At 48.8% G+C, this 21,981-nt stretch carries 20 protein-coding genes; 11 read left to right on the forward strand and 9 right to left on the reverse strand.

Going from position 1 to position 21,981, the window contains the following annotated elements:
• Positions 1-476 precede the first annotated feature (476 nt).
• From GGR07_RS08955 to GGR07_RS08970, 4 genes are all read right to left on the reverse strand, one after another.
• Complete coding sequence (locus GGR07_RS08955) at positions 477-3,602, reverse strand: ATP-binding protein (RefSeq protein ID WP_172545186.1); 3,126 nt, start codon at positions 3,600-3,602, stop codon at positions 477-479.
• Between the two features lie 982 nt (positions 3,603-4,584).
• Entirely contained in the window at positions 4,585-5,739 is a 1,155-nt protein-coding gene (galK, locus tag GGR07_RS08960; RefSeq protein ID WP_122056569.1) for a galactokinase, read from the reverse strand.
• Positions 5,740-5,792: 53 nt separating this feature from the next.
• Positions 5,793-7,076 (reverse strand): MFS transporter, encoded by a 1,284-nt coding sequence (locus tag GGR07_RS08965; RefSeq protein WP_027326253.1) that lies wholly within the window; start codon positions 7,074-7,076, stop codon positions 5,793-5,795.
• Positions 7,077-7,138: 62 nt separating this feature from the next.
• Positions 7,139-8,236: an aldose epimerase family protein gene (locus GGR07_RS08970; RefSeq protein ID WP_034543020.1), complete on the reverse strand. Its 1,098-nt coding sequence runs from the start codon at positions 8,234-8,236 to the stop codon at positions 7,139-7,141.
• 352 nt (positions 8,237-8,588) lie between these two features.
• Between GGR07_RS08970 and GGR07_RS08975 the strand changes: the two genes are divergently transcribed.
• Positions 8,589-9,560: a type I phosphomannose isomerase catalytic subunit gene (locus GGR07_RS08975; RefSeq protein WP_021647102.1), complete on the forward strand. Its 972-nt coding sequence runs from the start codon at positions 8,589-8,591 to the stop codon at positions 9,558-9,560.
• A 70-nt stretch (positions 9,561-9,630) separates the two neighbouring features.
• Here GGR07_RS08975 and GGR07_RS08980 read toward each other — a convergent pair whose 3' ends face one another.
• From GGR07_RS08980 to GGR07_RS08990, 3 genes are read right to left on the reverse strand one after another with little or no spacing between them, the layout of a single operon-like run.
• Positions 9,631-9,888, reverse strand: a complete 258-nt coding sequence (locus GGR07_RS08980) for a hypothetical protein (RefSeq protein ID WP_034543021.1) — start codon at positions 9,886-9,888, stop codon at positions 9,631-9,633.
• Between the two features lie 3 nt (positions 9,889-9,891).
• Complete coding sequence (locus GGR07_RS08985; protein ID WP_021647104.1) at positions 9,892-10,254, reverse strand: phage holin family protein; 363 nt, start codon at positions 10,252-10,254, stop codon at positions 9,892-9,894.
• A 28-nt stretch (positions 10,255-10,282) separates the two neighbouring features.
• Positions 10,283-10,492 (reverse strand): YtxH domain-containing protein, encoded by a 210-nt coding sequence (locus tag GGR07_RS08990; protein WP_021647105.1) that lies wholly within the window; start codon positions 10,490-10,492, stop codon positions 10,283-10,285.
• Positions 10,493-10,686: 194 nt separating this feature from the next.
• On the opposite strand from GGR07_RS08990, the gene GGR07_RS08995 reads away from it, so the two are divergent.
• Together GGR07_RS08995 and GGR07_RS09000 are read left to right on the forward strand one after the other, a co-directional pair.
• Complete coding sequence (locus tag GGR07_RS08995) at positions 10,687-11,451, forward strand: SDR family NAD(P)-dependent oxidoreductase (RefSeq protein ID WP_034543022.1); 765 nt, start codon at positions 10,687-10,689, stop codon at positions 11,449-11,451.
• Positions 11,452-11,572: 121 nt separating this feature from the next.
• A complete protein-coding gene (locus GGR07_RS09000) occupies positions 11,573-12,064 on the forward strand; it encodes an SPOR domain-containing protein (RefSeq protein WP_021647107.1) in 492 nt (163 codons plus the stop codon).
• A gap of 609 nt (positions 12,065-12,673) precedes the next feature.
• Here GGR07_RS09000 and GGR07_RS09005 read toward each other — a convergent pair.
• Positions 12,674-12,961 carry a hypothetical protein gene (locus GGR07_RS09005; protein ID WP_021647109.1) on the reverse strand — a complete coding sequence of 96 codons (288 nt, stop codon included), beginning with the start codon at positions 12,959-12,961 and terminating at the stop codon, positions 12,674-12,676.
• A 222-nt stretch (positions 12,962-13,183) separates the two neighbouring features.
• Here GGR07_RS09005 and GGR07_RS09010 point away from each other — a divergent pair, with 222 nt between their 5' ends.
• From GGR07_RS09010 to rplT, 8 genes are all read left to right on the forward strand, one after another.
• Entirely contained in the window at positions 13,184-14,089 is a 906-nt protein-coding gene (locus GGR07_RS09010) for a PCMD domain-containing protein (RefSeq protein ID WP_256680619.1), read from the forward strand.
• 56 nt (positions 14,090-14,145) lie between these two features.
• The gene (gene ruvX / locus GGR07_RS09015; protein ID WP_021647111.1) at positions 14,146-14,562 is read left to right on the forward strand and encodes a Holliday junction resolvase RuvX; all 417 of its coding nucleotides are present in this window, start codon (positions 14,146-14,148) and stop codon (positions 14,560-14,562) included.
• 63 nt (positions 14,563-14,625) lie between these two features.
• Positions 14,626-15,180, forward strand: coding sequence for a peptide deformylase (gene def, locus GGR07_RS09020; protein ID WP_021647112.1), 555 nt, complete (start codon positions 14,626-14,628; stop codon positions 15,178-15,180).
• A gap of 77 nt (positions 15,181-15,257) precedes the next feature.
• Positions 15,258-17,285 (forward strand): tetratricopeptide repeat protein, encoded by a 2,028-nt coding sequence (locus GGR07_RS09025; protein ID WP_034543024.1) that lies wholly within the window; start codon positions 15,258-15,260, stop codon positions 17,283-17,285.
• Positions 17,286-17,369: 84 nt separating this feature from the next.
• Positions 17,370-19,310, forward strand: coding sequence for a threonine--tRNA ligase (gene thrS / locus GGR07_RS09030; RefSeq protein ID WP_021647114.1), 1,941 nt, complete (start codon positions 17,370-17,372; stop codon positions 19,308-19,310).
• A 74-nt stretch (positions 19,311-19,384) separates the two neighbouring features.
• On the forward strand, positions 19,385-19,984 hold the full coding sequence (gene infC, locus GGR07_RS09035) for a translation initiation factor IF-3 (protein ID WP_021647115.1): 600 nt from the start codon (positions 19,385-19,387) through the stop codon (positions 19,982-19,984).
• A gap of 68 nt (positions 19,985-20,052) precedes the next feature.
• Entirely contained in the window at positions 20,053-20,250 is a 198-nt protein-coding gene (gene rpmI / locus GGR07_RS09040; RefSeq protein WP_021647116.1) for a 50S ribosomal protein L35, read from the forward strand.
• A gap of 98 nt (positions 20,251-20,348) precedes the next feature.
• Positions 20,349-20,699, forward strand: a complete 351-nt coding sequence (gene rplT, locus GGR07_RS09045) for a 50S ribosomal protein L20 (protein ID WP_122056706.1) — start codon at positions 20,349-20,351, stop codon at positions 20,697-20,699.
• A gap of 18 nt (positions 20,700-20,717) precedes the next feature.
• On the opposite strand, the gene GGR07_RS09050 is transcribed toward rplT, so the two are convergent.
• The gene (locus GGR07_RS09050; protein ID WP_122056570.1) at positions 20,718-21,140 is read right to left on the reverse strand and encodes a hypothetical protein; all 423 of its coding nucleotides are present in this window, start codon (positions 21,138-21,140) and stop codon (positions 20,718-20,720) included.
• Between the last annotated feature and the right edge of the window lie 841 nt (positions 21,141-21,981).

A 21,981-nucleotide genomic window follows, 5' to 3' on the forward strand; every position in this document is an offset into this window, starting at 1 on the left:
CGCCTTGCCGATGACGGAACCATCGCCTGACCGATGACGGAGCCATCGCCTTGCCGATGACGGAACCATCGCCTGACCGATGACGGAGCCATCGCCTTGCCGATGACGGAACCATCGCCTGACCGATGACGGAGCCATCGCTTTGTCCAATAAATAAAGGTGCTTCTGTAATCGCTCGGGGAGAACCGGAGAAGAGAGAGAGTTGACGATGAAGAAGGGTTTAACTTATTGCAGTTTGTAAAGACAGAACGAAGGATTTACCCGACACCTTCCGGCTTTGTTGTTCCTTCTCCGGTTGCCCCGACTTTTTACATTACAAATGTAGCCTATCGGGAGGAAAGAGAGTTGTATGGAATGCGCATGGTTTTGTATCAGATGCGCATTAACATTTGTTTGGCTTCCGGGCACGCCGACTTTCCTGCCGGGGTGAGGGTTGGGTGCGCCGGGTGAGGGCGAACGCTCCCGAACGGCAAGCGTTATCGGTTGCGGTAGGCGGTGGGGGTGATGCCGTATGCTTTCTTGAACGCGCGGCTCAGGTGCGAGGAGTCGGTGAACCCGCACAAGTCGGCTATCTGCATGACGGAGTATCGGGAGTCGGCGAGCATGCGGCGGGCATGCATGAGCCTTCTGTGCAGGATATGCAGGGAGGTGGGCGTTCCGGTGACTGCATTCAGCTTGCGGTTGAGTTGCGAAAGGCTGAGCGACATGTGCGATGCCACGAACGCAGGAGTCAGTTGCGGGTCTTCTATATGGCTGTCGATGAATGCCGCCACATCATTCAGGAAGTCGAGGTTGGCTTTCTCGACTGCGTTCGCCCCTTCTTTTGTGTCTTCTTGTACGGGGATGCCACTGTCTGTGGGGGAGGTTGCGTTATCTTTAACAGAACGGTCATTCATGAGTCTTTCTTCCTCGCCGGTAGCAACGTTGTTTTCGGGGGAAGCTGTAACGATGGGAGGGGCTTCTTCCATAGGCATAATAGAGTTGCCATGTGCAGGAGCGATTTTATACAGCATGGGGTTTTCCTGCGGGACGGAATTGCTTGTGAAGAAGGCGGCATCCTGCGTGAGCCGGGTATATTTCTCTTGCAGAAGACGGCGGGCGGCAAGCAAATTGTCGATGGTGACGAGGAGCTCTTCCGCTTGAAAAGGTTTACGTATGTAAGCCTCCACGCCGCAACGGAGCCCTGCGATGCGGTCTTCGTCGGTACTGCGAGCGGTAAGCATGATGACGGGAATATGGTTGACCAGTATGTCTTGCTTCAACTCTGTGCAAAGGGCGATGCCGTCTTTTCGCGGCATCATGATGTCGGTCACTATCAGGTCGGGCAGATGCTCACGGGCCACGGCCAATCCCTCCTCACCGTCCGCAGCAGTGAGCAGCCGGTAGTATGGCGAGAGCAGTGTTTGCAGGTATAGGCGTACATCGGCATTGTCTTCGACCACGAGCAGCAGGGGCAGGTCGGGATTGTCGTTTGCCGCAGGACTGTCGTTGGTTTCGCATTCATGAACCGCCACAGTATTTGTGGAGGTAAGAACGGAGGCAGGGAAGAGCATGGAGTCTGCAACCGGGCGTTCGTTCTTTTCGAGCCGGAGGATATTTTCATGGTGCCTGTTGCGGAGAGGCAGGCGCACGGTGAAGGCAGATCCTTTGCCGAGGGTGCTTTGCACTTCTATCTTTCCGTCCATCTTCTCCACCAGCAGGCGTGTGAAAGAGAGTCCGATACCGGTTCCCATCTCCTCTGTGGATCGTTCGTTGTGGTAGAAGAGTTCGAAGATGCGGGGCAGGTCCTCGGGATCTATCCCTACACCAGTATCGCTTACGCATATCTGCAAGGTTTCGTTTTGCAGGGTGGAAAGGCTGAAGTCGATTCGTCCTCCCTCCGGGGTGTGCTTGATGGCGTTGGAGAGAAGGTTGCTTACCACCTTGTCGATGTAGAAGGGCACGAAGTCCATCTCCTGCGCGGATGCTTTGCTGCTGAACTTCAGCAGTATCTGCTTTTGCCCGGCGTATAACTGGTAGTTCTCGATGCTCATGCGCAGGTATGCCACAATGTCGCCGCGCTTCCACTGCGGATGGTCGCTTCCGCTTCTCAGCCGGGTGATGTCGAGCAGTTGGTTGACAAGCGAAAGCAGGCGGTTGCTCTGACGGTCGATGGCTTCGATATAGCATTTGTGCTTGATCTCGGAGAGGCGGGGGTTTTTCAGTTGTTCGTTGAAACCGCGTATGATGGTGATAGGGGTACGGAATTCGTGGGTAATGCCGGTGAAGAAGTCCGTCCGTGCCCGCTCCACTTGCCGTAGTATCCGGTTGCTGCGAAGGCGTTGACGGTAGGCGTACCACAACAACAGCAAGACGATAAGCGCAAAGGCAAAGGCGGTGAGAACCAAATAAAGGGTAATCTGTCTGCGCATCTTGTCGGCCCGGTTCTCGGCCTCGATACGTTGCAAGCTGCGGGTGTTCTTCTCCCGTTCGAAGTTCAGCCGGAGGTCGATGTACCGGCTCGCTTTCTGTACACCTCTTACGCTGTCTTCGAGCGTTTGGCTCTCTTTGTAGTGCTTCAATGCTTTCTCGAAGCGTTTACGGCGGAAGTCGAAGTCGTGCCTCAGGCGGTGGATGGTAACCAGATGCTCGGGAGAGGAAATCTCCGTGGCTGTCTGTTCGGCACGCGTAATATAGCGGTTGAAACCCTCATCATTGTGTGTGAGCAGATGTATCTCCGCCATTGCTATGCAGGCTTCGAGCCAGTGCCATCGGTCGGAGATGCGATCCATCTGTTCATAGGCTTTGGTATAGTGTTCGAGTGCGGTGGTATAGAGCTTTTGTTTCTTGTATAGATGTCCCAAATGTATGTTGCACAACCCGATGCCCATTTCAGAATCTCCTATGCGGTTCTGTTCCATCGATCGACGGTAATACACCTCTGCCGAGTCGTATTGTTCCCTCTCTTCGAATATGGCTCCCAGATTGGCAAGGTTGATAGCCTGTCCGATGGGGCTGTTCAGTGCGGTTTCCTCGTCGAGTGAGAGGCGGAAGAATCTCTCTGCGTCGTCGTAGTATCCCAGTGTGAGGCTTACATTTCCAATACCGTTCATTGACACCACCCGGTTCTTTCGTCCTTCGGGCGAGAGCTTGTCCGAATAGGCTTCGGCGTGTTCGAGCGCGCGGTAGTGGTAGTCGGAGGCTTCGGCCAATGCCCCGATACGGCGGAAATTAGTCCCCAGATTATTGAGCGCCTGCACAATCTCTATCGTGTCGGCCAGTGCGTATGCCAGCGTAAGCCCTTCCTGATGGCTGGCAATGGCATCCGAGAAGCGGGCATTCTCTCTTTGTATCTTGCCCAACTGCTTGTAACACAGCATCAGGGCGACGCGATCGTTGGCAGAACTGTAATGCTTCAACAACTCTTTGAGACTCTCTTCGTGCTTCACCTCTTTCAGTTGCTTCTCAAGAGTCAGGTATCTCTCTTTCGGCTCGGCTTTCTTTCCGGTTTGCGGAGTGCATCCCGTTATCAGCAGGAAGGCGAAAGCAAGAAGCCATTGACCGAGTCTTGCAAGCTGTTTCAATGTCCCCGTCGTCAACAGGATGGCGGGGGTGGGGATCAAAAAAAACCTGCCTATTTGGCAGTATATATTATTCGTCGTCTTTCTCATCACATCACATCACATCACATCTGTTCGTCCGTATCATTCGATATCGAAAGAAACACGCCGGCAGGCTATGCTGCTTTCTCGTGTTGTAGGTGCGTTATTTATCTGCAAAGATAATATAAACTTCCTTAATACAAAGAGATTTGATGAAATGTTCTTACCTTGTTTACTGCCTGCTCGGGCATAGACCAGAGAAGTAGTGCTGGGATAGACAGGTTGGGTGGAATGTCCTTTTCCTTGTTTACTGCCCGTCCGGGCATAGCCCGGAGAAGCAGCACTGGGATAGACGGGTTGAGAGAATGTTCTTTTCCTTGTTTTCCGTCCGTCCGGGCGACCGGAGAAGCAGCGTTGGGATAGGCGGGTTGGATGGAATGTTCTTTTCCTTGTTTGTCCTGTGTCGGTGCTCTTATTCATTGATGGTGCGTCGGCATGGCTGTTCGCATGTGTATGTGAGGCAAAGCTCTGCAAGGGGTAGGCAAAAGGGATAGGCTGCTTTAAAGGGGGAGATGGATGAACTTTGGTATCTGAGCTTGGGACATGACAATCCCCCTTGTTCCGGCTTTGGTTTGTAACCGTGCAAGCTTAAGGAAAAGGGGGATTTATCTTAAAGAGAGGTTTCAATTTGGAAGGCTTTCAGCTTTCAAGGTCTATTCCGATGCGCTCCGATCGTACGGATACGATGCTTGCGCTTAAATCACGCTTGTTGGACACAATAACTTCATGAAGAGAATGTCGTACGGATACGATACTTGCGCCTAAATGCCTTCTTGTTTTCAAAGTCTATTCCGATACGGCAGAGGGGCGTGGTACAGCTACAACGATAAATACCTTCTGCTTTGAAAGCCTGTTTCGATGCAGTCTTCTTGTTTGTCCTATTACAGATTGTATAAGACTGGCTGTATGATAAGAAGATGCTGCCGCTTGTTGTTGCCGGGGCTTATGCCAACCGGCGGGACCCGTCGCTGATGACTACTTCGTAGACTTTGGGGCTTTTGCCGAACTTGGCTCTGAACTCTTCTTTGGTCTTCTCCACGAAGTTGTCATGCAACTCTTCTTTCACAAGGTTGATGGTGCAGCCTCCGAAGCCTCCGCCCATCACGCGCGAACCGGTTACGCCGTACTTTCTGGCACAGTCATTCAGGAAGTCCAGCTCCTCGCAGCTTACTTCGTAGAGCTTGCTCATTCCGTGATGCGTCTCGTACATCTTCTGTCCTACGGTCTCGTAGTCGCCTCTTTCGAGAGCGTCGCATACATCGAGCACACGCTGGATTTCTTCGATCACGTATTCGGCACGCATATAATCTTCCGTACTGATGTCGTTCTTCGCTTCTTGCAGCATCTCCATCGTACAGTCGCGTAGGAATTCCACATGCGGATATTTCTTCTTGATAGCGGCAACGGCATTCTCGCAACTTTCACGGCGTTTGTTGTATGCCGAGGAGGCTAACTCGTGCTTTACCACCGAGTCCAGCAGAACCAGTCGGTAGCCTTTCGGGTTGAACGGGAAATATTTGTACTCCAACGAACGGCAATCCAGACGAATCAAGCTGCCCGCCTTACCGAACAAGGAAGCGAACTGGTCCATAATGCCGCACTTTACTCCACAGTAGTTGTGCTCCGTTGCCTGTCCCACCTTAGCCAATTCGAATTTGTCTATCTTTCCTTCACCGAAGAGCTCGTTTAAGGCAAAAGCATAGGTGCTTTCCAAAGCTGCCGACGAAGACATACCCGCGCCCAGAGGCACATCGCCTGCGAAAGCGGTATTGAATCCTTTTACATCTACTCCTCGCTTTATCATTTCACGGCATACGCCGAAGATGTATCTCGCCCAGCTGGTGCGGGGAGCGTCTTCTTCTTTCAGTCCGAACTCTACATAATCTTTCAGATCGATGGAATACGCCTTTACTTTGTCGGTTCCATTCGGTTTGATTTCGGCCATGATGCCTTTATCCACCGCTCCCGGAAACACAAATCCTCCGTTGTAGTCGGTGTGTTCGCCGATAAGGTTGATACGTCCCGGAGAAGTATATACAAAACCGGTGGTACCGTCGAAATGTTTGATGAAGCGGCTTCTTACGTGTTCTATATCCATGATATTATACTATTAATGGTTGATAAATTCTTGTATCTTTCTTATGATTCTTATTACTCTGCGCTTTTGATTACTTTATGACCGATGAGCGCATAATATATAAGGTATAATTCGCCTATTACAACTATTACCCAAGTAATCTGCCAGCCTACGATACCGGCGGCTATTCCTTGTGTGAAGGGCAGTATGGCTCCACCTACCACACCCATCATCAGAGCGCCCGAACCTTTGGATGTGTATTTGCCAAGTTTCGCAATGGCAAGAGAGAAAATAGCCGGCCACATAATGGAATGGAACAGACCTACTCCGACCAAAAGCAACGGGTTGTTCGTAACCACTGTTGCTGCTACCAGAATGGTACTGATGACAGACGTTACCAGAAGTTGTGTCTGCGCGCTTATTTTGCTTACGAAGCTTCCGCAAAGACGGCCTACTAACATTCCTCCCCAGTACAATGCTGCTAATTGAGCGGCGCTGGCTACTGTGAAAAGAGCGTTTCCGTCAACGTCTTTCAATGAGAGGGCGTACAGGTTGATGTTGGCTCCTACGGCTACTTCAACACCTACATACATGAAGATGGCGACAACTCCTAAAGCCAAATGTCTGAACGACCATACGCTTTCGGTAAGTTCTTCCGCTCCATCTTCCGAAGCTGCTCCTGCTACGTTCGGTAAATTCAGTTTGGTCAATACCACAGTCAGTACACCTACGATAGCTATCAGCACAGCCATGGGAATGTAGAGCTGGCTGATCTGTATTTGTTCGGAAGATACGCCTCCGAAGATTACGTATGCTACCAATAACGGGCCGATGGTTGTCATCGTAGAGTTACCCGCTCCGGCTATTGTTTGGCGTTGCACTGCGCTTGTTCCCTTTACATCGCACGCCACAAGATAAGGATTGATGGCGGCCTGTAAGAAAGTAAGCGCCGTTCCCGCAACAAACGAGCCCAATACGAATACGAAATATGCATGCGGCACTCTGACACTTTCGCCAAAGGCGATGTATGCAGGGAACCTGTCGAACAGAAGAGCCGATATTTCGAATATTCCGAATGCGAACAAAAGAATAATCAGTCCTCTGACGAGCGTGCTTCTGTAGCCATGCTTCTGAATGGTGTTGGCGCTAAGATTACCCATTAAGAGGTATGCCAAGAAGAATGAGAAGTTGATGAACGTGGCAAGCATATCTTTTACAGGTATCGCTTCCTTTAAGAAAGCTGCTTGCATCGGCGCCTGGAATTGTTGGTTAATGTTGGTGATAAGACCCACTAACGACATTAGGATTACCATTGTAATAAATGGCCCTAAATAACTTTGTTTTTTTACGTTGTCCATGATATGTTTACTTTATTGATATTTAAATATTTGTTTGTTGTATATATGCTATGGATTGATCATCATTCTTCTACTCCGAATTTGTAAACCGTTATTTGCTGATATTCGTCATCCGGAAGCAAGGTGGCGGATGGGAAATGCGGTTTGTTGGGCGTGTCGGGGAAACATTGCGCTTCGAAGCAAACAGCGCTTCGCGCAGGGAATGTAGCTCCGTGTGCTCCTTCGAATCCATTCAGCCAGTTGCCGGTATATATCTGCATTCCCGCCTCTGTGGTATATACTTCCATTACGCGTCCGCTTTCGGGATCTTTGCATGTGGCGGCAAGATCGAGCGAACCGGTTTCTGTTTTGTTTAAAACATAGCAATGGTCATATCCGCTCCCGAATACTAATTGTTGGAACTTTTCGTTGATGCGTTCGCCTATTGCGTGCGGTGTGCGGAAATCCATCAGGGTTCCTTCCACTTTCGCTATCTCTCCCGTAGGTATAGATACTTCGTCGATGGGAGTATAGAAGTCGGCATTGATTGTGACGATATGGTTTTCTACGCTAGGAGTCGGCTTGGCTATTCCCGAAAGGTTGAAGAAACCGTGATTGGTGAGGTTTACTACGGTTGCCTTATCGGTGGTAGCGCGATATTCGATAGCCAGCGCATTGACTTCCTCCTCCACGCGATAAGTCATTTCTACTTCCAAATTGCCGGGGAATCCTTCTTCTCCGTCGACAGAAATATAGTTGAACTGTATGGTGCTTTCGTCGATCTGAACAGCGTCCCATACACGAGCGTGGAAACCGGTGGGGCCTCCGTGCAGCGAATTGGGGCCGTTGTTCACGGTCAGCTCATGCTCTTCGCCGAACAGCGTGAACTTTCCTTTGGCAATGCGGTTGCCATAACGTCCGATGGTAGTATTGAGGAAAGGTTCCGGGCTTTGAACCACGTGGTCGATGCTGTCGTGCCCAAGAACGACGTTGGCATACTTCCCGCTTTTATCCGGTACCATGATAGAAAGAATGGCGCATCCGTAATTTGTTACGGCGACTTCCATTCCCAATTTGTTTTTAAGGATAAATAAGTCGGTTTTCTTATTTTTTATATCCTTTTGAAAATCTTTCCGGCTGAGCCCTGAAATATTTCCTTCTGTGGGGAATGTGTTATTCATCTTTGGTATTACTGAATTTTCTTGCAAATAAAGATAAATTCTTTGTTTCTCACAAATTATTCCAATTAAATGTAGAGTGGCCTTTAGGAAAGTTTAGCGTTCAGGTGAAACGGTAATCGGCTTTTTGTGGTTTTTCCTTCATGAAAGTCGGTTCGTTTGACTTGTCGAAATAAAAAAGCGAATTTCTTTTACTAACGGTGCAAGGCTTGAGGATTATGGAAGGTTTTTTCCGGCTTTCGGGCGGTTTTTCTCGTTTTGTTTCATGAGATTGAACTATTTTTTCGTATGTTTGTCCCGGAGTTTCATGACTCCCTGAAGAATTTAATCTAAAGTTTATAACAAGAAAAACAAAATGTATCCGTTAAAATTCGAACCTATTCTGAAGCAAACTCTTTGGGGTGGCGATAAGATTATTTCTTTCAAGCATTTGAATTCCGACTTGAAAGGGGTGGGAGAAAGCTGGGAAATCTCCGGTGTAGAGGAAAATGAATCTGTTGTAGCCAACGGGCCCGATAAAGGTCTTACATTGACCGATATGGTCAGAAGGTATCGCGAGGATTTGGTTGGAGAAGCCAATTACGCCCGTTTTGGGAATAAATTCCCGCTACTTATTAAATTTATCGATGCCAGACAGGATTTGTCTATTCAAGTGCATCCGTCGGATGAATTAGCGAAAAGACGTCACAATTCAATGGGGAAAACCGAAATGTGGTATGTAGTGGATGCCGACAAAGGGGCTAAGCTGCGTTCCGGTTTTTCAGAGGAAATTACTCCGAAAGAATATAAGGAACGTGTATTGAACAGTACGATCACCGATGTGTTGCAGGAATATGAGATTCATCCCGGCGATGTGTTCTTTCTTCCGGCAGGGCGGGTTCACAGCATCGGTGCGGGAGCATTCATAGCGGAGATACAGCAAACTTCGGATATAACTTACCGTATTTATGACTTCAACCGTAAGGATTCTGAAGGGAAAACACGCGAACTGCACACCGACTTGGCTCGTGAAGCTATTAATTATGAGGTGTTGGATGACTATCGCACTAAGTACGAAATGATGCAGAACGAACCTGTGGAGTTGGTGGCATGTCCGTACTTTACGACTTCCGTGTATGATATGACCGAGGAAATAGGTTGCGATTATTCCGAGCTCGATTCGTTTGTAATCTTCATTTGTGTGGAGGGTTCTTGTCGGATTAAAGACAATGAAAACAACGAATTGACTTTGGATGCCGGCGAGACTGTTTTATTGCCTGCTACTACACAGGATATAACGATTGCTCCGGGAGCGAAAGGAGTGAAGCTGTTGGAAACGTATGTATAGGAAAAGATATTGATGATTTTGTCCGAAGAGGCGTGAGCTGTGCTTGCGCCTTTTTTTAATACATCCCTTTTTATTTCATTCCTCTGAAGAAACGGCGCACATTGCGCATAATCTTAATGCCTGTTATAACGCCGTCGATGATGGCACTGCCTGTATTGAACGCGCGGGCAATTGCATCGGCTTTGGTTGCGGCGGGAGCAAGCGGGGCGAACAATTCTTTTGCCGTGCATGTCATTTCTTCTTTTTGTGCACGGATTTCACACAGAACCCTTTTTCTGCGTTCAACTATTTCTTCTAAAGTGAATTTGCGGGATGCTTGCGTGCTCATGATTTAGTCGTTAGAGTCGGTTATGAATAAATTTGCCAGAAAGTTTACCATTGGAGCGATAATCAGTTGCTTGCGGAAAATTGCAACGATTGCGATAAGAAGGATGGAGATGCCCGCTATGATGGTAAAGCTGACTGTCAATCCTCCTACCAGCGGCTCTAATACGTAGGCAAGGGCGAACAGGAGATAAAACAGAGCCACCATACCTAAGATAATGAGTATTAAAATCGTGATTAAAGTTGAAATAAGAACACTTAATTTTTCGATTATTTCCAGTTTGGTATATTCTTTTTGAAGTTCAAGATACTTTTTGAATTCAAAAAACAATTGCTGAAAGTTTTCAATACTTTTGTCACTTGCAAACATGATCGCTCTGTTTTTTTAGTTCTTTTAATTATTCTCCTACTTTGTCTTTGATTTCGGCTGCAATCTCGTCTACGAGGTCTTCCATCTCGTTGCGATTGAGTTTGATTCCTTTTTTACGCAGGATGTCTACGATTCTGCTGCGGGTGTCTTCTCCTTTTTCCGGAGCGAATAAGATACCGAGCGCCGCACCTACGGCCGCACCGCCCAAGAAAGCTGTCAATACACTTAATCCTTTCATGATATATACGTTTTAAATGGTTATGTATACCATTATAACATATTTACAAGTAGGTTGTTCTGCTAAATAGAGGAAAACCTTTTGTTTTATAATTTTTTTTCTTTTCGGGTTTAATCTTATTTAACTATGCTTCGGCAACGATGAATGTCTGTCAGGATGTATTTTTGTATGAGTTATTACTAAAAACAGACAGGATGGAGAATAAAATTGTTTTTATAACCGGAGCCAGCAGTGGTATCGGAGAAGGGTGTGCCCGTAAATTTGCGTCGCAGGGATGGAATTTGATTCTGAATGCCCGCACCGTTTCCAGATTGGAAAAGCTGAAGGCGGAGTTGGAAGAGGCCTACGGTATACGTGTATTCGTTTTGCCTTTCGATGTACGTAATCGTGCTTTGGCCGTAAAGCTGTTGGAAAATCTGCCGGAGGAGTGGAAGCCGATCGATGTGCTGGTGAACAATGCCGGGCTGGTCATCGGTGTAGACAAGGAGTTCGAGGGCGATCTGGACGAGTGGGATGTCGTGATCGATACCAATATAAAGGCTTTGTTGTGTATCACCCGCCTGATTGTTCCCGGCATGGTAAAGCGCGGAAGGGGACACATCATCAATATCGGGTCGATTGCCGGAGATGCCGCTTATCCGGGCGGAAGCGTTTATTGCGCTACCAAGGCGGCGGTGAAAGCCCTTTCGGACGGTTTGCGGATCGACTTGGTAGATACGCCGCTGAGAGTGACAAACATCAAGCCGGGCATGGTGGAGACGAATTTTTCGGTTGTCCGCTACCGGGGAAACAAGCGCGCAGCTGACGATTTCTATGCGGGCATCCGCCCGTTGAGCGGTGACGATGTTGCCGAGACCGTCTATTTCGCGGCTTCGGCTCCCCCGCATGTGCAGATAGCCGAGATACTCTTGATGCCGACCAATCAGGCTACGGGTACTATTTCTTATAGGAAAAGGTAAAGAATGAGTGTTTTTTCGTTCGTTTTCTTTGCCGGATGATAAAAATTCTATTATTTTGTTCCCTGAAACAGAAAATGAATAGACGAAAATATTGAAGTATTAATTAAAAAACGTATTAATTATGAAGAAATTGTTTGTATTTGGGATGGGGATATGCTTGGTACTGGCGTTCACGTCTTGTAAGTCCAGCGAGAGTGCCTATAAAAAAGCTTATGAGAAAGCAAAGCAGCAAGAACTTGCAGAACCTCAGGTGGCCGCTCCGGTGGAAGTGACTCCGGTAGTTGCCGCTCCTGTCGCACCTAAAGCTGTCGATGTTACAGGTATTCGTCAGGAGAAAGTTACTGTGGTTTCCGGAGAAGATGGTTTGAAAGATTATAGTATAGTGGCAGGCAGTTTCGGCGTAAAAGCAAATGCCGACGGCTTGAAAGAATGGTTGGACGGACAGGGTTACAGATCTACGATTGCATTTAATGCCGAAAAAGCGATGTACCGTGTGATTGTAAGCTCGTTTGCAGACAGAGATTCTGCGGCGGCCGCCCGCGACGCCTTCAAGGCGAAGTATCCGCACCGTTCGGATTTTCAAGGAGCCTGGTTGTTATACCGCCTCTATTGATTTCTTTTTGGTAATATATCGGAAAGCGTATCGATTCTTTCCGAACTTAAAAAGCAGTAGCTGGGAAGTTATTGCTTTTTTTGTTGCGGCATGCGCAGACCCTGTTTCCGTTACACTCGCTGCCTTCTACTAAAAGAAGTTATAAAACGGGCGAATGAAACTTTGCAGGGAAAGAAAGTTTTATCTTTGCCCGTTCTTTCACTTGCAAATGCCTGCGGGATTGCTTTGCGCCGGTTCATCGGTTTCGAGACTGGCACACGAGGGAGTGACTTTTGTTCGCAGCTTGTGAAACAAAAGCTTCGCCGTTGTGAAAGAAAAGCTGCCTTAGTGTGAAATAGAAGCTTCGCCGTTGTGAAAGAAAAGCTGTCTTAGTGTGAAATAGAAGCTTCGCCGTTGTGAAAGAAAAGCTGTCTTAGTGTGAAATAGAAGCTTCGCCGTTAGGAAAGAAAAGCCTCCCTGATGTGTTTCAAAAGTTTCCCCAGCATGAAACAAAAGTTTCCCCAGCGTGAAACAAAAGTTTCCCCGATGGGAAACAAACTGAAACAAACGCTCTTCTTGCCGCAGGTACGGTGAGTCCGGAATTTGTCTCCGCTTTCCGTTATTCAGCCTTCAGGCTGTCTGCATAAGCGTGCAGACGGAAACGGCAAGATATACGGCTTGTTTAACATCGGGTTCGACAAGCGTTTTTGCAGTGCCGCAATCGTCCGGATTGCCCGGCGAAACAAATGGCGCCCGGCTATGAACCGTTTCCGTAGAGAGGGAGAAAGCTTTTCCGTTTCCGCTCGGATAAGGCGGTCGGAAGCTTGGTAAATCGGCATCGGGTGGTGAGAAAGCTTTTGCATTGCCGCTCGAAAGCTTTGGGATGATCCCAAGCGAGCGCGGAGCGAAAGGTTGCATTGCCGATGCCCTGTGTTGGCCTGACGTTTTGAGGTATGAGAGTTAATACGGAAAACATAGCAGTTTTATACGCCTGTGTCAGCCTGACACGTTTTAAAGAGGTATGAGAGTAATTGCAAGAAGAAGTTGAGAATAAAGGTAAAAGGAGCAAAGGAATATATGAAACGGAAAACAATTTGTTTTTTCTCATTGGTGTGGTGCGTGTCGTTTGCCTGCTGCTTTATGGCGAATGCGCAGCAAAAGGCGGAGATGATGCCGTTTGGCGACATGAACCAATGGATAGACCGGCAGATAAAAGAGTCGGGGGTGATCGGGGGAAATGTGAAGAATGTGTATGAGATAGGTCCCGCCGCCGTGATTAAAGGCGACGGTGCTTATCAGAATATGGGAGGCTCGCCGTGGGCTACCTCGAACGTGATGGCGAAAGTGGCGGGAATCACCAAAACGAACACGTCCGTTTTCCCCGAAAAGCGGGGCGACGGGTATTGCGCCCGGCTCGATACACGGATGGAAAGCGTGAAGGTGCTCGGAATTGTCAACATTACGGTATTGGCAGCAGGGTCTGTGTTCACCGGTTCGGTGCACGAGCCGATTAAAAGCACGAAGAATCCCCAGAAGATATTGCAGACAGGCATTCCGTTTACCGGGAAACCCGTGGCGCTTCAATTCGACTATAAGGTGAAAATGTCCGACCGCGAAAACCGTATACGCGCTACCGGATTCAGCAAAATCACCGACGTGGCGGGAAAGGACTACCCGGTTGCCGTCCTGCTCCTGCAAAAGCGTTGGGAAGATGCGCAAGGAAATATATACGCCAAGAGGGTGGGCACTATGGTTACCTATTTCCGTCATTCGACCGATTGGGTGAACAACGCCTCCTTCCGCATACTGTATGGCGATATAACGGATTCTCCCCACTACAAGCCGCACATGATGCGTCTGCAAGTGTCCGAAGATTATACGGTAAACAGCAAGGGAGAGAGCGTGCCCATACACGAGGTGGCGTGGGGAGATAAAGACGACCTGCCCACTCATCTCTACATTCAGTTTGCTTCGAGTCACGGAGGAGCCTATATCGGTTCGCCCGGAAATTCGCTGTGGATAGACAACGTGAAGCTGGTCTACTGATTTAAAAACATCGTTTCCTTTCGTCGTAAGCTTCTTTTTTTGTATTTTTGCGCGCTATGAGCAGAATTGTAGCAATAGATTATGGAAGAAAGCGTACAGGCATTGCCGTAAGCGATGTAATGCAGTTGATAGCCAACGGGTTGACCACCGTGCCTACGCATCAGCTGCTCAACTTTCTCGGCGAATATATGGCCAAGGAGCCTGTCGAGCGGCTTGTGGTAGGATTGCCCAGGCAAATGAACCATGAAGTTTCCGAGAACATGAAACATATCGAGCCGTTCGTGCGTTCATTCAGGAAGCGTTTCCCGCAGATACCTGTGGAGTTTGCGGACGAACGTTTTACGTCTGTTCTTGCACACCGCACGATGCTGGAGGCCGGGCTGAAGAAAAAAGACCGGCAGAACAAAGCGTTGGTGGACGAAATAAGCGCTACTATCATCCTTCAGACTTATCTCGAAAGCAGACGCTTCTGACGGATGGGGGCGGATAAGCCTTACAGTAGCAAAAAACAAACTATTTAATAACTCAAAAACAGTATGATTTTACCTATTTATGTATATGGACAACCCGTCCTGAGAAAAGTGGCGGAAGATATCGCACCGGATTATCCGAACTTGAAAGAATTGATTGCAAACATGTTCGAAACGATGGAGAATGCCGACGGTGTCGGACTTGCCGCTCCCCAGATCGGATTGCCCATCCGTGTGGCGGTTATTACGTTAGATCCGCTGTCGGACGAATATCCGGAGTTTAAAGATTTCAACAGAGTCTACATCAACCCTCATATCTTGGAAGTGAGCGGCGAGGAAGTAAGCATGGAAGAAGGCTGCCTGAGCCTGCCGGGTATCCACGAGACGGTGAAAAGAGGAAACAGAATCCGCGTGAAATATATGGACGAGGATTTTGTGGAGCACGAAGAAGAGATAGAAGGCTATCTCGCTCGTGTGATGCAGCACGAGTTCGACCATTTGGACGGAAAAATGTTTATCGACCACATATCGCCGTTGCGCAAGCAAATGATCAGGGGCAAGCTCAACGCCATGCTGAACGGTAGGGCACGCAGCTCCTATAAGATGAAACAGGTGAAATAAAGATAAAAAACGTTTATATCCCTGCCAAGTGGTTGAAAAGCATTATTTTTGCTTCAGTTACCAAGCCTGCGAAGCCGATGATGAAAAGAATACTGATAGCTTTATTGTTATTTCCTGCACTGGTTTGTGCCCAGATAAACACAGACCGGGTGATGACCATTGCCCGGAATGCTCTTTATTTCGAAGACTACGTATTGTCTATCCAATATTTCAATCAGGTAATCAACGCCAAGCCTTATTTGTATGAACCTTACTTCTTCAGGGCATTGGCGAAACTGAACCTCGAAGACTACCGGGGCGCTGAGGCCGACTGCGACGAAGCCATCCGCCGGAACCCCTTCGTCGTAGGCGCATATCAGGTTCGGGGGCTGGCGAGGATACGGCAGAACAAGTTCGACGGAGCCATCGGCGACTATCGCGAAGCGCTGCGATACGCCCCCGAAAATATCACCCTGTGGCACAACCTGACATTATCCCACATTCAGAAGAAAGATTACGACGCCGCGCGTAAGGATCTGGAGAGCCTGCTGAAGATTTCTCCGCGCTATACCCGGGCTTACCTCATGAGGGGCGAGGTTTCTTTGCAGCAGAAAGATACGTTGGCGGCATTGAAAGACTTCAACGCCGCGCTCGATCTCGATAAATACGACCCCGATGCCTGGGCAGCGAGGGCGATCGTGAAGTTGCAGCAGGCAAAGTATGCCGAGGCGGAGGCGGACTTCGACAAGGCTATCCGGCTGAGTGTGAAGAATGCAGGCAACTACATCAACCGCGCTCTTGCCAGATTCCACCAGAACAACCTCAGGGGGGCGATGAGCGACTACGATATGGCTTTGGACATGGACCCGAACAATTTCATCGGCCATTACAACCGCGGACTGTTGCGCGCAAGAGTGGGAGACGACAACCGAGCCATCGAAGATTTCGACTTTGTCATCCGGGTGGAACCCGACAATATGATGGCTATCTTCAACCGCGGACTGCTCCGTGCCCAGACCGGCGATTACCGTGGCGCCGTGAAGGACTATACCACCGTCATCGAACAGTATCCGAATTTCCTTGCCGGATATTACCACCGGGCGGAAGCGCGTAAGAAAATCGGCGACAGAAAAGGAGCCGAACAGGACGAGTTCAAACTCATAAAGGCGCAGTTCGACAGGCAAACGGGAGCAAGCACAAGAGGTGCTGCCCAAAACAAAGACGGAGAGCAGAAGGATGAAGACAAAGCGGGCACCCGCAAAAAGTCGGATAGAAACATGAATAACTACCGGAAGATAGTCATTGCCGACGACTCCGGAACGGAACAACGTTACAAGAGCGATTACCGCGGGCGCATACAGGATAAGAACGTGACCATTTTGCTCGAGCCGATGTTCACCCTTGCTTACTATGAAAAAGCAAGCGAGGTGAAGCGTACGGTCAATTTCCACAAGTTTATTGAAGACCTCAACCGCTCGGGACTGTTGCCCAAACGCCTTCGGCTGACGAACATGGAAGCTCCGCTGACGGAAGAACAGGTGAATGATCATTTTGCACTGATCGATACTCACACTTCGGCTATCGTGAAAGACGAGAACAATGCCGTGAAACGTTTCGCCCGCGCGATGGATTTCTATCTGGTGCAGGACTTCTCGAGCGCGATTTCCGACTTGACTCAGTCGATACTGTTGGACGACGGTTTCTTCCCTGCCTATTTCATGCGGGCCTTGATACGCTGCAAGCAACTGGAATATCAGAGAGCCGAACAGGCGGCGGAGGCCGATACGCCTGCCAACGCCCGCCCGAACGAATCCGCCGCGATGGAGTACGACGTGGTGAAGAAGGATCTGGATAAGGTAATCGGCCTGGCTCCCGATTTCGTGTATGCTTATTTCAACCGGGCGAACCTATCCGCCATGCTGAAGGACTACCGGGCAGCCATTGCCGACTATGATAAAGCGATTGAACTGAATCCCGATTTCGCAGACGCTTACTTCAACCGGGGGCTCACCCATATCTTTTTAGGCAATAATAAATTAGGAATCTCGGATTTGAGCAAGGCCGGCGAACTGGGTATCGTCTCCGCCTACAACGTCATCAAGCGTTTTACCGACCAATCCGAGTAATATTTATTCGGTAGAAGCAACAGAAAACTCAAAAGATTTAGTTATTTTTGCGACCGAATTGTGAAAATATAACATCATCATATTATGATAAAGATAAAATTCCCCGACGGCTCCGTTCGGGAGTATGACAAAGGAGTAAACGGCCTGCAGATTGCGGAGAGCATCAGCTCTCGTCTGGCGCAAGAAGTTTTGGCCTGTGGAGTGAATGGCGAAACGTACGATTTGGGGCGTCCCATTACCGAAGACGCTGATTTCGTGCTTTACAAATGGGAGGATGAAGAAGGAAAACATGCGTTCTGGCATACGAGCGCGCACTTGCTGGCGGAGGCCCTGCAAGAATTGTATCCGGGAATCCAGTTCGGCATCGGACCGGCTATCGAGAACGGATTCTATTACGATGTAGACCCGGGCGAAGCGGTGATTAAAGAGGGAGACCTCGCTGCGGTTGAAGCCAAAATGATGGAGCTGGTTGCCAAGAAAGAAGCCGTTGTGCGGCAGAGCATTTCGAAGGCGGACGCCCTGAAGATGTTTGGCGAGCGCGGTGAAACATACAAGTGCGAACTTATTTCCGAACTTGAAGACGGACACATCACGACCTACACTCAAGGAGCTTTCACCGACCTATGCCGCGGTCCTCACCTGATGACGACCGCGCCCATCAAGGCCATCAAGCTGATGACCGTGGCGGGCGCATACTGGCGCGGACAGGAAGACCGTAAAATGATGACCCGCATATACGGCATCACGTTCCCGAAAAAGAAGATGCTCGACGAATATCTGGCGCTGCTTGAAGAAGCGAAGAAGCGCGACCACCGCAAGATCGGCAAGGAGATGCAGTTGTTCATGTTCTCCGAAACGGTAGGGAAGGGGCTTCCGATGTGGTTGCCCAAAGGTACGGCGTTGCGTTTGCGCCTGCAGGAGTTCCTGCGCCGCATCCAAACCCGCTACGACTATCAGGAAGTCATCACTCCGCCCATCGGGAACAAGCTGCTTTACGTCACTTCCGGACACTATGCGAAGTACGGAAAAGACGCGTTCCAGCCTATACATACGCCGGAAGAGGGTGAAGAGTACTTCCTCAAGCCGATGAACTGCCCGCACCATTGCGAGATTTACAAGAATTTTCCCCGTTCTTACAGGGATCTTCCGCTGCGTATCGCGGAGTTCGGAACCGTGTGCCGGTACGAGCAGAGCGGAGAACTGCACGGGCTCACCCGTGTGCGCAGCTTCACGCAAGACGACGCGCACATATTCTGCCGCCCCGATCAGGTGAAAGCCGAATTCTTGCGCGTGATGGATATTATCTCCATCGTGTTCCGCTCGATGAACTTCACCGATTTCGAAGCCCAGATCTCTTTGCGCGACAAAGTGAACCGTGAGAAATATATCGGGAGCGATGAAAACTGGGACAAGGCGGAACAGGCCATCATCGAAGCTTGCGAGGAGAAAGGTCTGGCAGCCAAGATCGAGTATGGCGAAGCCGCTTTCTACGGACCGAAGCTCGACTTTATGGTGAAAGATGCCATCGGACGCCGCTGGCAGTTGGGAACCATACAGGTGGATTACAGCTTGCCCGAGCGTTTCGAACTGGAGTATATGGGAACCGACAATCAGAAACACCGCCCGGTAATGATTCATCGCGCACCGTTCGGTTCGATGGAACGTTTCGTTGCGGTGCTCATCGAGCATACGGCAGGCAAGTTCCCGTTGTGGCTCACCCCCGACCAGGTGGTTATCCTGCCTATCAGCGAAAAATTCAACGATTACGCCGAACAGGTGAAGATGTATCTGAAGACGCACGAAATACGCGCCACGGTGGACGACCGCAACGAGAAGATCGGCCGCAAGATTCGGGACAACGAAATGAAACGTATCCCTTACATGCTCATTGTCGGCGAAAAAGAAGCCGAAAACGGCGAAGTTTCCGTGCGCAAACAGGGTGAAGGCGATAAAGGAACCATGAAATTCGAAGATTTTGCTAAAAATATCAACGAAGAAGTTCAGAATATGATAAATAAATGGTAACTTTGCAGCCGTTTCGTATAAATATGTTTAGTAGAATAACAATTAAAGTACAAATCAGGAAGTAAAAGTTTTTAATGAAGAATGACACTTTAAAAGGGCAGTACAGAATCAACGAACAGATTCGTGCCAAGGAAGTCCGCATTGTGGGCGACGATATCGAACCTAAGGTATATCCTATTTTTCAGGCGTTGAAGATGGCCGAGGAAAAAGAACTGGATCTTGTGGAAATTTCACCCAATGCTCAACCCCCTGTTTGTCGTATTATTGATTATTCGAAATTCCTTTATCAGCTCAAGAAACGGCAGAAGGAACAGAAGGCGAAACAGGTAAAGGTGAACGTGAAGGAAATCCGTTTCGGCCCTCAGACCGACGATCACGACTACAACTTTAAGCTGAAGCACGCCAAAGGATTTCTGGAAGACGGCGACAAGGTGAAGGCTTATGTGTTCTTCAAGGGGCGTTCAATCCTTTTCAAAGAACAGGGCGAGGTACTGCTGCTGCGTTTTGCCAACGACCTTGAAGATTATGCGAAAGTAGACCAGCTGCCCGTGCTCGAAGGAAAACGCATGATCATCCAACTCTCTCCGAAGAAGAAAGAAGCTCCGAAGAAGTCGGCTCCCAAGCCGGCAGCCCCGGCGCCGAAAACGACCGAAACGGAGAAGGATGAAAAGTAAAGAAGAGTGCGTAACGCGCAGGTATAGTGCGTTGCCATTATATATTTAATAATTTAAAAACAAGTAAGATGCCAAAGATGAAGACTAACTCCGGTGCTAAAAAGAGGTTCGCCCTTACCGGAACAGGTAAAATCAAAAGAAAGCACGCTTTTCACAGTCATATCCTGACTAAGAAATCCAAGAAGAGAAAGAGAAACCTGTGTTATTCTACCACTGTCCACGAGGCAGACGTGAATCAGGTGAAGGAACTCTTAGCGATGAAGTAACCTGAAGCGTAAACGTATTATTAAAGTATTAACCGAATGCATTAGCCTGAAGTTCGTTGCGCGAAGCAACGGCGCTAACATTCAAAAACAGTAAAACTATGCCAAGATCAGTAAATCATGTTGCTTCGAAAGCAAGAAGAAAGAAAATTTTGAAATTGACCAAAGGTTACTTTGGGGCAAGAAAAAATGTATGGACCGTAGCAAAGAACACTTGGGAAAAGGGTTTGACTTACGCGTTCCGCGACCGTAGAAATAAGAAAAGAAACTTCCGCGCTCTTTGGATACAGCGTATCAATGCTGCCGCACGTCTCGAAGGAATGTCTTATTCGCGTTTGATGGGCGGTTTGCACAAAGCCGGTATTGAAATAAACCGTAAAGTATTGGCCGATTTGGCGATGAACCACCCGGAGGCTTTCAAAGCCGTAGTGGCAAAAGCAAAATCTGCTTAATTATCAATGGATTATGATTTATGAAAGAGTCGGCTCGCTGTAAAAGCGGGTCGGCTCTTTCTTTGTTTGGGGCAGGTAGACGGCATTGTTTGCTGTCGCCTTTTGCCAAAACGGGTTTGTTCTTTCTTTGTTTGGGGCAGGCAGAGCGGTATTGCTTGCTGTCGCCTTTTGCCAAAAGCGGGTTTGTTCTTTCTTTGTTTGGGGCAGGCAGAGCGGTGTTGCTTGCTGTCGCCTTTTGCCAAAAGCGGGTTTGTTCTTTCTTTGTTTGGGGCAGTCAGAGCGGTGTTGCTTGCTGTCGCCTTTTGCTAAAAGCGGGTTTGTTCTTTCTTTGTTTGGGGTAGGCAGACGGCATTGTTTGCTGTCGCCTTTTGCCAAAACGGGTTTGTTCTTTCTTTGTTTGGGGCAGGCAGAGCGGTGTTGCTTGCTGTCGCCTTTTGCCAAAAGCGGGTTTGTTCTTTGTTTGGGGGCAGTCAGAGCGGTGTTGCTTGCTGTCGCCTTTTGCCAAAAGCGGGTTTGTTCTTTCTTTGCTTGGGGCAGTCAGAGCGGTGTTGCTTGCTGCTGTCTTTTGTTGAAAGAAGTTCCGTTATTTTGACTGTTCGAGGTTTGTGTGCAGGCAGCTGCAAAAAGGACTGAAGAAACAAATCTTGCTTTTTGCTTGCTATTTTCGAAGATTGTTACTATATTTGTGATGTAAAAATATTAGCCGTATCGACTGGATTGGGAAACTCATCAATTTAATCTGGTAAACCGAGAACGCTTCGGTCTCCAATGGCGGGCCACAATTCCTTCGGGAAGCTTCAAGCCAGTGGATTACAAAGGGGAAGAGCACTCAAATCTTGTTCTATCAGAGTTTCATCACATCGTCGGTGCGGCTTTCTTATGCCCCTGCCCGAAGCGCGGGCGCATGTAAACTTTTCAGTTGCCGGAAGTCTTCGGCTTTTCTTTTTTAAAAGTGTTCAGGTTTCCGCCGGATGGAGAAGGAATGGGCGGCAATAGGGGTTGGAGGATTCCGTCGGGTTGAGAGAATGTTTGGCAGCGGGAAATGGAGGTCTCCCCTAGAGTGAGAGAATGTTCGGCAATTGGCAGCGCAGAGGCTCTGCCGGGATGCAACAAAGGCTTTGTCGGAGTGAAACAAAGGCTCTGCTGAGGTCAAACGAAGGCTTTCCGTGATGAAACAACTGAAGGATGAAGCTGTGCTGCTTTTCGAAATCTGGTGGAACAAAGGGGCTGGCAGAATCAAACGAAGGCTTTCCGTGATGAAACAACTGAAGGATGAAGCTGT

The sequence above is a fragment of the Bacteroides pyogenes genome, from assembly GCF_014196225.1.
In the GTDB taxonomy this organism is placed as follows: Bacteria; Bacteroidota; Bacteroidia; order Bacteroidales; family Bacteroidaceae; genus Bacteroides; species Bacteroides pyogenes_A.

Excerpts from the sequence above, each read along its gene's own strand:
- galK (WP_122056569.1), bottom strand. The coding sequence starts at position 5,739 with ATGGATATAGAACACGTAAGAAGCCGCTTCATCAAACATTTCGACGGT.
- GGR07_RS08965 (WP_027326253.1), bottom strand. The coding sequence starts at position 7,076 with ATGGACAACGTAAAAAAACAAAGTTATTTAGGGCCATTTATTACAATG.
- GGR07_RS08970 (WP_034543020.1), bottom strand. The coding sequence starts at position 8,236 with ATGAATAACACATTCCCCACAGAAGGAAATATTTCAGGGCTCAGCCGG.
- GGR07_RS08975 (WP_021647102.1), top strand. The coding sequence starts at position 8,589 with ATGTATCCGTTAAAATTCGAACCTATTCTGAAGCAAACTCTTTGGGGT.
- GGR07_RS08980 (WP_034543021.1), bottom strand. The coding sequence starts at position 9,888 with ATGAGCACGCAAGCATCCCGCAAATTCACTTTAGAAGAAATAGTTGAA.
- GGR07_RS08985 (WP_021647104.1), bottom strand. The coding sequence starts at position 10,254 with ATGTTTGCAAGTGACAAAAGTATTGAAAACTTTCAGCAATTGTTTTTT.
- GGR07_RS08990 (WP_021647105.1), bottom strand. The coding sequence starts at position 10,492 with ATGAAAGGATTAAGTGTATTGACAGCTTTCTTGGGCGGTGCGGCCGTA.
- GGR07_RS08995 (WP_034543022.1), top strand. The coding sequence starts at position 10,687 with ATGGAGAATAAAATTGTTTTTATAACCGGAGCCAGCAGTGGTATCGGA.
- GGR07_RS09000 (WP_021647107.1), top strand. The coding sequence starts at position 11,573 with ATGAAGAAATTGTTTGTATTTGGGATGGGGATATGCTTGGTACTGGCG.
- GGR07_RS09005 (WP_021647109.1), bottom strand. The coding sequence starts at position 12,961 with ATGCAACCTTTCGCTCCGCGCTCGCTTGGGATCATCCCAAAGCTTTCG.
- GGR07_RS09010 (WP_256680619.1), top strand. The coding sequence starts at position 13,184 with ATGGCGAATGCGCAGCAAAAGGCGGAGATGATGCCGTTTGGCGACATG.
- ruvX (WP_021647111.1), top strand. The coding sequence starts at position 14,146 with ATGAGCAGAATTGTAGCAATAGATTATGGAAGAAAGCGTACAGGCATT.
- def (WP_021647112.1), top strand. The coding sequence starts at position 14,626 with ATGATTTTACCTATTTATGTATATGGACAACCCGTCCTGAGAAAAGTG.
- GGR07_RS09025 (WP_034543024.1), top strand. The coding sequence starts at position 15,258 with ATGATGAAAAGAATACTGATAGCTTTATTGTTATTTCCTGCACTGGTT.
- thrS (WP_021647114.1), top strand. The coding sequence starts at position 17,370 with ATGATAAAGATAAAATTCCCCGACGGCTCCGTTCGGGAGTATGACAAA.
- infC (WP_021647115.1), top strand. The coding sequence starts at position 19,385 with ATGAAGAATGACACTTTAAAAGGGCAGTACAGAATCAACGAACAGATT.
- rpmI (WP_021647116.1), top strand. The coding sequence starts at position 20,053 with ATGCCAAAGATGAAGACTAACTCCGGTGCTAAAAAGAGGTTCGCCCTT.
- rplT (WP_122056706.1), top strand. The coding sequence starts at position 20,349 with ATGCCAAGATCAGTAAATCATGTTGCTTCGAAAGCAAGAAGAAAGAAA.